We start from the raw sequence: 10821 nt of genomic DNA, 5'->3' as shown, positions 1-10821 counted from the left end.
GTGCGAATTACCCTCTGTGGAGAGTGCTAGGGAGTACCTTTTTTTGTTCATCGGGCAGTCCTGATGGCGTGCTTGATAGCGCGGCTGAAGTTGCGAGGCCAACGGGAAGCGGCGGTGCGTTCGGCGTGACGGTAGAAGTGAAAGGCTGGGCGGTATGTTGTTTTGTTTTCGTAGGCAACCAATAACGTCAGCGAGGTTCGGTTGCGGCCTTTGCCGCGCTGCCATATACCAGCCACACCTTTAATTGTGCCGCTGAATGTATCTGGCTTGGCTAGTATTTTGGCTAGCTTGCCTTGTCGTCTTCCTGGAATGTTGCCGTACTTGTTCAGGCGCATATTGAATGGGACTGCCTCTGTTCTGCTTCGGGGGGGGCGCACACCACCGACAACCTGGTAGCGAATAAACTGGTTGATCGCTGGCAGAATAAACACACTAGCGCTCAATGATCGTTTGTTACTTCGACTAACTCGAATACCTTTGACTGTTGCAGGGCGCGGATTGTCCAGCTCACGGTGCATTGCCGACTTTTCGACTTTTTGAATATCTGTCGCTGTGTCGTTCATCGCCACCGATGCTGCAAACGGGATTTGCTTTTTCATTGCACCCAATAATCGAGTGGCTTTTTTGATATCGCCCGTAACACTAAGCTGCATTTTGATTCTCGATTTCTGATTGTCTTTCACACACGTGGATTGCGACACGAAAACTTGGATGTGTACCCAGTGGCAAAAAAGGCTTGAGCCTGTATGCGACAACTTGGTCGTCGGTGCTGGCATGCACTCGGTAGTCACCAGCCGCTGCACTCTTTCGGCCATTACTTTCTTTTTTAGTCCAGTTCATTTTCTTTATAAATCCTCGATTATTTAAAGTGTGACGACCTGTGACGACCTGTGACGACCTATTTTGACTAGGTCGTCACAGCTAAGACCTGCAGCCCCATTGTCTTTCGGTATACTTGTGACTACTGTGACGACGTAATATAGATATAGGTACGTGCGCGTGCGTGCGTGCGCGCACGCATGTATGTTGCGGAAATAGGTCGTCACGGTCGTCACAAAACGGCTGATAGTTAAGCCCAGTAAAGCGCTTAGCTGTGACGACCCCCCTTGATTTAGGTCGTCACAGGTCGTCACAGGTCGTCTCACTTTTAGGCAAATTAACGCTATCACGCCGCAATTCCTCTGAAATTAGGGTTCAAATAGACATGACGTTGCACTTTTTTATCGCTGCCACTTAACCGAATTCGCTTTCTCTCGTTACGCCAACCGAGGGATTTCATTATTGGGCTAACACGGTTTTGGTCTGCCCTCGTTACTTGAGCCATATCTTTTTTGATTGCATCGACCAGCACATCATCTGCCTGGACATACTCACGAGTGGTTTTGTGTAGGTAATCTTCTATTGATATTTGCCACGGATCTAGCTGCATCCGTTCGTCCTGCACTGTGTCGAACACATCAGCCGCTGCATCATCCGGCCACCACTGTTCACCAGCCTTAAATCGGCTCACAGCCTCGGCCCAGTATTGGTCACGGTTGGTTTTTAATAGCTCGATATCAGCCGAAAGGCATTTTACCGGCCAATACCTCCGGTTGCCGGAGTAGTCTTTTAGGTATTCGCTTTGGTTAGTGGTGCCGATAAATACACATTGCCGCTTAAAGTCTTGCGCACAATGGCCATAGCTGGGCCGGTAACGGTCGCGCACTTGCGAGAAAAACATCTTCGCGCTGTTCGACTCAGCCTTGTTGAAACTATCCAACTCGGCCAACTCGCTGCACCACACACCTTGAATGTTCTGATAGGCATCCTTCTCGCCAATAGGTATTGGTGCATCCGAAAACCAATCACCGAACAGTGTGGCGACAGAGGTCGATTTACGCAGGCCCTGCCTGCCTTCCAGAATCATCACGTTATCCATCTTGCAGCCCGGACGCATGATGCGCGCCACCGACCCGATCAGGAAATACTTGCCTACCAACGACAAATAACTGGCATCAGTTGAAGATTCGTAAACATCTTCCAGCCATTTATCGATGCGTGGAACACTATCCCATTCCAAACCATTCAGATAATCTCGCACGGGATGAAACCGGTTGCGCTGCGCTACCGTTACCAACGCGTCCGCAATGTTTTGGCGGGATGGCTCGAAGCACCAAGTATTCGACAACCAAATGCGCAACCGCGCTGTGTCGGCATCCTCCCACTCACCCGCTAACATATCGGGCAAGGGCGACTCTCGCTTAATTAATTTGTAGGAAAAATCACAATAGGCCAACCTCCCTGCCCATGTTGGGTCGTTCTCTAATGCCAGCAACACATTCGCCGCCGACGGCACCCGAGCACCCGATTTGCTCGTGACAAACGCGTGATGCCAGTCCTCATTAAATGGTGGTGCGGCTAACTCATCAGGCAGCACATTTTCACTATCAATCGGGTATTCTGGCAAATAAATTTCGCCCAAAGCCTCCGGCGCTTGAGCGTTATTAAACGCATCACGCACAGCGTCTAGCCCCTGCATGACATGCAAATCGTTAAAGTCTGAGCAATTAATCGCGCCGTCAGAAAACGCCGGATAAACAACCCAAACAGAAGAATACTTTGCACTCACCTTGCCCGCAGCTTTTAACCCGGCATTACCAATATCAGGGCGCTTGATAGCAAGCTCCCAATCGTTATCAGCCGCGACAATAATTGAACTGGGATCGGTACCCGCCGCTATCAAACCATCGACAACCAGTGGCAAATTGCCACTATCAAACGCGACCAACACACTATGGCCAGTTGACATGCTTATCGAGCAACCCGTGGCATACCCTTCGCACACCACCTGTCGGTCGGTCGTGCCTTTTATATAAAAGTAAGCACCCTCTTTTTCGGTGCCAGTAATAAACTTTTTGCTACCATCTTCAGCAATCCACTGCAGGCCGGTTAATATTTTGTTTTTGTACAACGGCACAATTACACTGCCCCGCGCAAACCGAGCACCGCAGTGATGTATTTTTTTACGAGTTAAATATTCAGACTTGCCATCAACCGACAAGCCAGGCCACGACTTAGCTGCACGGGCAACCGCTTGTTTATGCCGTGCCTTTTTTTCCTTAGCCGCAGCGGCTCGTTGGTTTTCTCGCTGCTTTGCTAGCTCGGCTTTTTGCTCAGGCGTAAACGTCGCATCAAACTTAAACTCGTGCGTTCTTCCGCTCCCCTTCCAATTACCAAACCGACCAGTAATAACCGATCGACCATCATCTAAATTAAATTCGTGGGCGACATACCAGCCCGATTTTTTACTTCCTTTATCACCTTCCGACCTTACCCGGCAAAGCTTGCCATCGACATTAAGATCGTTGACCTGCAAACCAAACGACACCAACTGCTCAAGCGCCGACTGAATAGCATCATTAATATCCGTCATTGCAATCGTCTCGCTCGCCTTTCAGCTCGCCATTCTTCATAACAAGCCTTACACCATTCGGCCAAACCGCCGCGCTTAGTCATACCCGAATAAAAAAATTCAGTATCGGCCGGCCAATATTGCTGGCACTTGTGGCACCTAACCTCGCGCCCAGTCAACCCGAACAATGCCTTGCCGCTTTTAATTCGCCGCCGCGTTAAAGACGCCGACCAAACCGGACTAAAAAGCCGCTTCGTAGGCGACTGTATGTTTTGAATCTTGTCGGTCATAACCTTATCTACCGAAACCCGCTTTGCGCTCGTTTTTCTCGGCACAATCAAAGCAAATCGAATAACCTAAATTACGCCGCCCCGCATCAACAGCCTCCGAACATTCCTGGCAATCGGAATGTCCATTACCCGGCACTGGCACATTTCCCCGGGCAGCATCCAATCGTTTCTGCAACTGCAAATCAGTATCTCTATTGGCAATGTCAACAATATCCATTTACACCCCCATCAAAAATGAAATAGAAAGACCCGCCAAAAAAACAAAGCCTCCCATCAAACAACAAAGCAAAACAAACTTAACCTCAGCCACCGCTTGATCTTTGCTTTGAACAGGCCCCTCGAACAAACGGATAACCCAGCTAACGCAATTAACGATAGAGAAAAAAATCAACCTCAATCTAACCATCCAGACACCCCTCGTTTATTATTTTAAATTTCGCGGCCAACTCACCCATCGCGCGAATTTCAACCCTAATAGACTGTTGCTCACGCAAACTAAAATTAACCCACGACTCACACCCAACGGAACGAGACACACCAACCAAGGCCAGCAAAATTCGGCGTTGCCGTAAACTAAGCGCTGCCCAATAAACCTACTCTGGTGGTGGCGCGTTCAAATACTCGCGCGCCCGCGCCATCGTTTGGTTGCACAACTGCAAACGCACCGAATCAACCAAAACAAAACAACCGAATAAAAAACCCGCCAACACGAATGTCAGGCGGGGAAACAGGGAAAACGCCCCGAGGAGGGAAACAAAACAAATTAATCATCAACCAACGTCTCAGCTCGGTTAATCATCTCTTCAGCCGCGCTATTCACATCACGCAACTCACCCCGCAAACGATCAATTTCTTCACGGGTGATAACACCATCAGCTAACGAATCATGGAAAACGGCGGAAAACTCGCCAAACTCTTTCATGAGACGCGTAAAAGTTTCTAGCAACGCTGTATCCGACACCCCATCAAAAGGCACCAACGGCACTAACAAATGCGACGCCTCTTCTGCCATCGCTTTCAAAATACGCAGGTCGTTAGTTAAACGGATAATTTTGCACGCCTCTTTCAGCGTTAACTTGTGCGTATCAGAATTAGGGTTGACCTTGTTATCGAGCACACGAGGCGACGCAATACCAACTCGCGGGGCTAACGAAACCGCCCCACCGTTGTAATCGTGAACCGTGTGATAAGCCGCGTCAGTGACAGTTAGTGATGTAGTCACGTTTTAACACCTAACCACATCGAATACTCTGCAGGTATGGCATCTGGAATAATATCAACTAGGCTCACGCCCAATTGCTGACACCAACCATGCAATTTACGGACACCAATATCTTGACGTCCCGACTCAATGAGCGCGATATTGGCTTGTGAACAACCTAACCGATCAGCCAATTGCTTCTGAGTTATCTGGTGTTTTTTACGATATTTTTTTAGCTGGATAATCATTAGCCACGAATATTAGACCAATTGATTTTTATTAGCAACTATTATTAGTCTGGCTTAATTTCCCTGAGACCTAATGCGGGTAAAATATTAAACATGAACAACGATTGGCAAAACACATTTAAAAAAAGATTCGCCGAATTAAAAAAAACGGAAGGACTAACACAAGCGAAACTCGCGGAAGCATTAGATATATCACAAGCAACCATCGCCACATGGGTAGCCGGTAAGCACAACCCAAAAAACCTTGCTCAATACCAACAATTAGAAAAAGCACTAAAACTCTCACCAGGGGAACTTACCACCGCAGGGCAATTATTTAAGATTGAAAACAGCGTCAAAGAATCCTCACCAGCCTACAGCACAACTGTTGACAAACCAATAAGCACCCTCGACGCAGCAGAGCGAGCAACCAATACCTTCACAAATCACATCAGTGCCCAGCAAGCAAAGCAAAAAGGTGCAAGATGGTCAGCACATACTATAATGATCCTAACGACTCTTTATACCGACCCATCAGCCGATCAACTATCCCCTCAAACCATCCAAAAACTAATAGACACACTCTTAATAGGGTAAAAAAGCAAAATGCATCACCCTGCAAATAAAGTCTTCTAATGCACACTCGAAATATTTATTATTAGTTTGTCTTGTATTTAGCATTTTATTAGTCTAATATTCTCGCTACATTACAACGAGAATTAACAATGTCACTAATAAAACACATCCAAAACCACATAGAAAACCAACGGGTGGCCGAAGAAGCAGCCCGCAACGAAAGACGGTTTGACGCCTACAACGTCCGACGAGAAGCCGCTGGACTACCACCTTTAAAATGGGCGGACTACATCGCAAGAAAACACCGACTCCCACAAACAATCACGGAATGCAAAAAACACATCGGCACTCAAAAGCCAACACACCGCGATAACATCCATTACCTAACGCGATAGCAGGCATAAATCAAATGCAATCAGCACAATATAAAAAAGACGTGTCCGAAATGCAGTCCCTGCTAGCAGCGGGTTGGCAACAAATCGAAAATGACCGATGGACTAACCCAAAGGGAACCGCTGCTTTTTCCAGACAACACGCAACATTTATCATCCAAGCCCAAGAACGCCGAGCTGATCAACCAACCGACGCACCTAGAAAAAAGTATTAAAAATGAGCATAACAATAAATAGTTATTTCTCCGGCGCAGGGTTAATGGATATCGGACTAATGAATGCAGGCATCCAGATAAACCAAGCTTTCGAGATAGACAAAGATTGTTGCGAAACATATCGCCACAACGTAGGCGACCATATTCGCCAATGCGATATCGCCGAACAATTAGTGTTAGAACAGGACGACTGCAGCGGTATGGTGTTTACGTACCCCTGCACAAAATATTCCACTATTGCTGACATCCACAAAACCAGAACTGGTGACGAACTGTTTTTGCACGCGCTAAGACACTTAGCCATCGCCAAACCAGAATTCTACTGTGTAGAGAATGTCCCTGGTATGCGGGCATTTCCAATCGTTATGGAAGCAATGACAAAACTACCCGATTATTACGTGCAAGTATTTTGCCCTATTAAATCAGAGCAGTGGCTACCACAACGACGTAACAGACTAATCGTCATAGGGACCAAACGTCACTTCAACATTAGACCACCAGAAAACGCAAAGCGTGTGCCGTTGTCAGCAATCATTGAAGAAAACCCAAGGGTAACACTACCCAAGGCAATAAAAGCCCGAATGAGCGGCGAGTACAGAGACCTACCCATTATCTCCGATCCAACAAAAGGAGATTTAGCACCCACCGCAGTCGCTCATTACGCGAAAGATAAAAGCACCCGACTGATTAAAGACAAAAGATTCCCAATGGCAGTGCGACCCTATTCCGTGCGCGAATACGCAAGACTTCAAGGCCTACCAGATAGCTTTCATTTTCCAGTTTCCGACACATCAGCCTATCGACAAATAGGAAACGGTGTATCAGTACCAGTCGGCGAGTGGTTTGGACGCGAAATGATCAGATACGACAAATCAAAGAAAGCATCCTAACAACAATCGCAATTAACCCAACGGAGAGAGGTCAATGAGCAATTTATTTATTTTTTACGTTCAAATAATATTAATTTATTACGTGATAACTTTTGCACCTGCAACAATCAAGCAATTGATAGGCTCACTTAAAAATGGCAAGGATTACACTCTCATATTCAGAGATTATCTTGTTTTTATTAGCCTCTTAATTTTGCTGATTATTGGTGTTCCTGAGTTTCTTTTGTAACGTTGAACATAAAGTGCGAATGGAGCAAAGCGGAATGATGTCAATTTTGATGTACTTGTTATCTTTTTGGGTGCTGCCCGCGATGATAACGCTGTTGATTATATTGCAGGTAATGAAGCGAGAAGAGAGTAAAGCAATAAGTGAGTTTGACTCTAACGACTGGCTCTGGTCGCTACTGCCTTCAGTGATTTATCCGGTTGGCATTATAGCGCTCACCTTTGGCCTGGTTATTCCGTGGGTGTTTCGTGAGCTGGTTAAAGAGAGATAACGCTGGAAATAAAGGGCGGAGCGTAGCGGAGTCCGTTTGATTGAATTGTTATATTTTTAATTATATAGGTTTATTTATGGATTTAAGATCGAGAGCAGTTGGCAACCACAAACATGTATTTGAATATGATGGCGCATTTGAGTGTGTTGACTGCAAAAGCCAGTGGGGAGCGTTCCCTGGTAAACCTACAATGCCAGATAAATGTTTGGAGATTAATGTGAGCGAAGAAGATAAACCATTTATAAAAAAAGCTGGAAAAGTAACTATCGACAAGCATGGCATAACGGTCGAAGACTTTGAAGTTGATTACAACAACCCTGTTTGCGATGGATGCCGCAGCGTTGCTATTGCTGGTGCAGCGTGGGCATTAAGACAGCTTGCTGATGCATTAGAGAAAGACACGAACGGCCAGCAAAGTGGCATAGGACTTGGATAGAAATATAACCCCTGTGTAAATGGCGAACGACGAAGGAGTGAGTCCAAATGAGTAAAACGAATGATTTAACACCGTTGTTATGTGCTGCGTACAGCCATGAGCGTAGCGCGTGGTGTGTTTTTAAACGGCTAACAGATACGGCTATGCAGCTCTTGTGGCCGTGCCACAATGAGGGTGATGCTAAAGAGCTGGCAAAAAAAATGAATGAGGGCGCGGTAGTGTGCAGAGGCAGTAAGACTCTTGGCACAGCTTGCAAAAAGTGCATAAAGTGCGAGTTGACCCTATACACATAACACCTGTATTTAAGCGCGGCGGCTTTATGCCGTCGCTTAGAGTTTTTGGTTATGTGTTTTTGAGGTGATTATGTCTTATGTAATATCTACAAGTTATGGCAACGATAGCATGGCGCTGGCTCTGTGGGCGCATGAGCAGGGTCTTGAGGATGTGACCTGTGTTTATATAGACACAGGCTGGGCGGCATCATCATGGCCTTTACGGGTCAATAAATGTGAGGACATGCTAAAAGAGTTAGGAATTAATGTTGCAAGAATCCACAGCGGCGGCATGGCCGAAATGGTCTTGGACAGGAAAGGGTTCCCAAGCAACCAGCACCAATTTTGCACGGCGTTCCTTAAAGGTATTCCGTTCCTCGATTGGATCGAAGATTTTGATCCTGTTCGCAGCGCAATGGTGATGATAGGGAAAAGAAGGGCAGAAAGCGAAGACAGGAAAGATATACCAGAATTCATCTTTAACTCAGAGTATCACGGCGGCAGGACTTTATGGCACCCGCTGTATATGCACACAAAGACAGAAAGAAACGTGATACTGAATAAATATGGCGTCGAGATACTGTCTCATCGTAGCGATGAGTGCCATCCGTGCGTGAATGCAAACAGGCCTGATTTTTTGCGCCTTACGCCAGGAGAGATTGAGCGAGTAAATGATCTAGAAGTTGAAATAGCTCGACCCATGTTTAGGCCAAAACGATTTGGAGCAATGGGAATTCATGGTGTCGTCGCGTGGGCTAAAGATGGCAGGAAAAGAGGGTCAATCGAAGACGAAGAACACGCATGCGCTGGATTCTTCGGATGCGGCCTTTGACACATAACGCCCACTTAACCGGGGCGCAGCGAAGCGGAGTATCCGCGTTAAAGTTTTTGTTAGAGTATTAAGGTAAAGAATATGCCAAACATAAAAGACATGGAGAAAGATTGGGAAATGACTATTCATCAGATTGCGACTGAGCAAGAACGCACTCGATTGCTTTTAAAGCCTTCTTGTGAACATAAGACAAAGTCTCATCAGAAATGCTTTTTGGTGTGCCCATGGCTAAGAAAATTTCTTTTTGCTTTTCAATTGAAAGTGCGAGGTTTTCGGGGTCATGATGAGAATAGAGAAGCGACAACACAAGAAGCCGAAGCTCAAGATTCTCGTTACTGAGCCTCTCAATTCGTTGATGTATAAAATTAATGTGCTCCTTTATATCAAATTCTTTATCCATGGTTTTTACTCTAACCCTAATGTTAATTTGCAGGAAGGAGCGAAGCGTATGACTGTCGAATTGAACGCATTGTTATATGGCAACTATGAAACTGTTCCAGAGGCCGTTGTTGTTTGTCCTGAATGCGGCAGCCAGCTTGGGTGTGAGGCCATACAGTGGGAAACGGAAACAGGCAAGCCAAGCAAGGGAGCTTTGAACGTTGACTGCCTTGGTGACCCTGAATGCGAGCATCGCTACTGGCAATGCGACTGGCAGCCTGTAGTAGACAAAATTGAACGGTGGTGTGGTGCCACTGACATATAACCTCGTTTTAATAGGCTAAAACGAAATAAACATAAAATTAAATTAATACGGCATAGCAAGCCAAAAGCGACCAACTGTTTTAGTCCTTTTGAAAACCTTGTTATGTTGCACGAACTAAATACAGGAGAACAAAGCGATGGAATTAGTACAAGGGGATTGTCTTAAGGTGATGAAAGGGATGGATACAAACTCAGTCGACATTATTGTAACCAGCCCTCCTTACAACTTAAATAAAAAGGCATCAGGAGGAGGGAGTTCTAAACGTAATTATGATGGGTGGTATTCCGATGATATGCCTGAGATAGAATACCAACAATGGCAGCAGGATTGCGTTAGAGAGATGTTAAGGATAGCAAGAGGGAGCGTGTTTTATAACCACAAGGTCAGATACGCTTGGCACTCAAGAAACAAGCACAAAGTACCCTCTAAGATTTACCACCCTTTACAATGGCTTGACCAGTTTCCTATATGGTGTGAAGTGGTGTGGGATAGGAGAGGCACAACAGGTCATGCGAATAGAAGGTGTCGAATGTCAGACGAAAGGATATACCAAATTGGAAAGCCTGATAAGTTTAATGACATGGGTTATACGACTGTATGGCAGATACCGCCAACAAAGAACGTAAATCATGTTTGTACTTTTCCGGAAGAATTAGTGAAAAGATGTATACTCCTGTCAACGGATGAGGGTGACACTATTTTTGATCCATTTATGGGTAGTGGGACTACGGGGGTGGTAGCTAAAAACTTAAACCGTAAATTCATAGGAATAGAATTAGACAAAGAATACTTTAAGATTGCACGAGATAAAATTAGTGCAACATAACCCCTGTGTAAATGGCGAACGACGAAGGAGTGAGTCCAAATGAGTAAAACGAATGATTTAACACCGTTGTTAT

General features: G+C 45.8%; 17 protein-coding genes. 9 read left to right on the top strand and 8 right to left on the bottom strand.

All coding sequences use genetic code 11. The features are described from left to right. Positions 1-47: 47 nt before the first annotated feature. The 7 genes from Q0688_RS11590 to Q0688_RS11560 form a co-directional block, all read right to left on the bottom strand. Entirely contained in the window at positions 48-653 is a 606-nt protein-coding gene (locus Q0688_RS11590; protein WP_299076443.1) for a hypothetical protein, read from the bottom strand. After that, positions 643-840, bottom strand: coding sequence for a hypothetical protein (locus tag Q0688_RS11585; RefSeq protein WP_299076440.1), 198 nt, complete (start codon positions 838-840; stop codon positions 643-645). The genes Q0688_RS11590 and Q0688_RS11585 overlap by 11 nt, the downstream gene beginning before the upstream one ends. A gap of 325 nt (positions 841-1165) precedes the next feature. Next, positions 1166-3412, bottom strand: coding sequence for a VapE domain-containing protein (locus Q0688_RS11580; RefSeq protein WP_299076437.1), 2247 nt, complete (start codon positions 3410-3412; stop codon positions 1166-1168). Then, a complete protein-coding gene (locus Q0688_RS11575) occupies positions 3409-3681 on the bottom strand; it encodes a hypothetical protein (RefSeq protein WP_299076434.1) in 273 nt (90 codons plus the stop codon). The genes Q0688_RS11580 and Q0688_RS11575 overlap by 4 nt, the downstream gene beginning before the upstream one ends. A gap of 4 nt (positions 3682-3685) precedes the next feature. Next, on the bottom strand, positions 3686-3898 hold the full coding sequence (locus tag Q0688_RS11570) for a hypothetical protein (protein WP_299076431.1): 213 nt from the start codon (positions 3896-3898) through the stop codon (positions 3686-3688). A 546-nt stretch (positions 3899-4444) separates the two neighbouring features. Next, the gene (locus tag Q0688_RS11565; protein ID WP_299076428.1) at positions 4445-4903 is read right to left on the bottom strand and encodes a phage regulatory CII family protein; all 459 of its coding nucleotides are present in this window, start codon (positions 4901-4903) and stop codon (positions 4445-4447) included. Further along, positions 4900-5130 carry a helix-turn-helix transcriptional regulator gene (locus tag Q0688_RS11560; RefSeq protein WP_299076425.1) on the bottom strand — a complete coding sequence of 77 codons (231 nt, stop codon included), beginning with the start codon at positions 5128-5130 and terminating at the stop codon, positions 4900-4902. Before Q0688_RS11560 ends, Q0688_RS11565 begins: the two co-directional genes overlap by 4 nt. Before the next feature lie 93 nt (positions 5131-5223). Between Q0688_RS11560 and Q0688_RS11555 the strand changes: the two genes are divergently transcribed. The 7 genes from Q0688_RS11555 to Q0688_RS11525 all read left to right on the top strand — a co-directional run bounded on the left by Q0688_RS11555 (position 5224) and on the right by Q0688_RS11525 (position 9219). Beyond that, positions 5224-5706 carry a helix-turn-helix transcriptional regulator gene (locus Q0688_RS11555; RefSeq protein ID WP_299076422.1) on the top strand — a complete coding sequence of 161 codons (483 nt, stop codon included), beginning with the start codon at positions 5224-5226 and terminating at the stop codon, positions 5704-5706. 388 nt (positions 5707-6094) lie between these two features. Further along, positions 6095-6292 (top strand): hypothetical protein, encoded by a 198-nt coding sequence (locus tag Q0688_RS11550; protein WP_299076419.1) that lies wholly within the window; start codon positions 6095-6097, stop codon positions 6290-6292. A gap of 2 nt (positions 6293-6294) precedes the next feature. After that, the gene (locus Q0688_RS11545; protein ID WP_299076417.1) at positions 6295-7182 is read left to right on the top strand and encodes a DNA cytosine methyltransferase; all 888 of its coding nucleotides are present in this window, start codon (positions 6295-6297) and stop codon (positions 7180-7182) included. Positions 7183-7445: 263 nt separating this feature from the next. Beyond that, positions 7446-7679, top strand: a complete 234-nt coding sequence (locus tag Q0688_RS11540) for a hypothetical protein (RefSeq protein ID WP_299076414.1) — start codon at positions 7446-7448, stop codon at positions 7677-7679. Between the two features lie 76 nt (positions 7680-7755). After that, positions 7756-8115, top strand: coding sequence for a hypothetical protein (locus Q0688_RS11535; RefSeq protein WP_299076411.1), 360 nt, complete (start codon positions 7756-7758; stop codon positions 8113-8115). Positions 8116-8162: 47 nt separating this feature from the next. Continuing rightward, positions 8163-8408: a hypothetical protein gene (locus Q0688_RS11530; RefSeq protein WP_299076408.1), complete on the top strand. Its 246-nt coding sequence runs from the start codon at positions 8163-8165 to the stop codon at positions 8406-8408. Positions 8409-8478: 70 nt separating this feature from the next. Continuing rightward, positions 8479-9219: a phosphoadenosine phosphosulfate reductase family protein gene (locus Q0688_RS11525; RefSeq protein WP_299076404.1), complete on the top strand. Its 741-nt coding sequence runs from the start codon at positions 8479-8481 to the stop codon at positions 9217-9219. Between the two features lie 121 nt (positions 9220-9340). Here the strand turns inward: Q0688_RS11525 and Q0688_RS11520 are convergent, their stop codons facing one another. After that, complete coding sequence (locus tag Q0688_RS11520) at positions 9341-9619, bottom strand: hypothetical protein (RefSeq protein ID WP_299076401.1); 279 nt, start codon at positions 9617-9619, stop codon at positions 9341-9343. A 48-nt stretch (positions 9620-9667) separates the two neighbouring features. Between Q0688_RS11520 and Q0688_RS11515 the strand changes: the two genes are divergently transcribed. Then, positions 9668-9922, top strand: a complete 255-nt coding sequence (locus Q0688_RS11515; protein WP_299076398.1) for a hypothetical protein — start codon at positions 9668-9670, stop codon at positions 9920-9922. 136 nt (positions 9923-10058) lie between these two features. Next, complete coding sequence (locus Q0688_RS11510) at positions 10059-10748, top strand: site-specific DNA-methyltransferase (protein ID WP_299076395.1); 690 nt, start codon at positions 10059-10061, stop codon at positions 10746-10748. Positions 10749-10821 lie beyond the last annotated feature (73 nt).

Source organism: uncultured Paraglaciecola sp., assembly GCF_937123705.1.
Lineage (GTDB): Bacteria > Pseudomonadota > Gammaproteobacteria > Enterobacterales > Alteromonadaceae > Paraglaciecola.
The sequence above is the reverse complement of the archived record's forward strand: the minus strand, read 5'-3'. Positions and strand labels throughout refer to the sequence as shown.

Excerpts from the sequence above, each read along its gene's own strand:
- Q0688_RS11530 (WP_299076408.1), top strand. The coding sequence starts at position 8,163 with ATGAGTAAAACGAATGATTTAACACCGTTGTTATGTGCTGCGTACAGC.
- Q0688_RS11580 (WP_299076437.1), bottom strand. The coding sequence starts at position 3,412 with ATGACGGATATTAATGATGCTATTCAGTCGGCGCTTGAGCAGTTGGTG.
- Q0688_RS11560 (WP_299076425.1), bottom strand. The coding sequence starts at position 5,130 with ATGATTATCCAGCTAAAAAAATATCGTAAAAAACACCAGATAACTCAG.
- Q0688_RS11510 (WP_299076395.1), top strand. The coding sequence starts at position 10,059 with ATGGAATTAGTACAAGGGGATTGTCTTAAGGTGATGAAAGGGATGGAT.
- Q0688_RS11525 (WP_299076404.1), top strand. The coding sequence starts at position 8,479 with ATGTCTTATGTAATATCTACAAGTTATGGCAACGATAGCATGGCGCTG.
- Q0688_RS11555 (WP_299076422.1), top strand. The coding sequence starts at position 5,224 with ATGAACAACGATTGGCAAAACACATTTAAAAAAAGATTCGCCGAATTA.
- Q0688_RS11545 (WP_299076417.1), top strand. The coding sequence starts at position 6,295 with ATGAGCATAACAATAAATAGTTATTTCTCCGGCGCAGGGTTAATGGAT.
- Q0688_RS11535 (WP_299076411.1), top strand. The coding sequence starts at position 7,756 with ATGGATTTAAGATCGAGAGCAGTTGGCAACCACAAACATGTATTTGAA.
- Q0688_RS11585 (WP_299076440.1), bottom strand. The coding sequence starts at position 840 with ATGAACTGGACTAAAAAAGAAAGTAATGGCCGAAAGAGTGCAGCGGCT.
- Q0688_RS11520 (WP_299076401.1), bottom strand. The coding sequence starts at position 9,619 with ATGGATAAAGAATTTGATATAAAGGAGCACATTAATTTTATACATCAA.
- Q0688_RS11550 (WP_299076419.1), top strand. The coding sequence starts at position 6,095 with ATGCAATCAGCACAATATAAAAAAGACGTGTCCGAAATGCAGTCCCTG.
- Q0688_RS11570 (WP_299076431.1), bottom strand. The coding sequence starts at position 3,898 with ATGGATATTGTTGACATTGCCAATAGAGATACTGATTTGCAGTTGCAG.
- Q0688_RS11540 (WP_299076414.1), top strand. The coding sequence starts at position 7,446 with ATGATGTCAATTTTGATGTACTTGTTATCTTTTTGGGTGCTGCCCGCG.
- Q0688_RS11515 (WP_299076398.1), top strand. The coding sequence starts at position 9,668 with ATGACTGTCGAATTGAACGCATTGTTATATGGCAACTATGAAACTGTT.
- Q0688_RS11575 (WP_299076434.1), bottom strand. The coding sequence starts at position 3,681 with ATGACCGACAAGATTCAAAACATACAGTCGCCTACGAAGCGGCTTTTT.
- Q0688_RS11590 (WP_299076443.1), bottom strand. The coding sequence starts at position 653 with ATGCAGCTTAGTGTTACGGGCGATATCAAAAAAGCCACTCGATTATTG.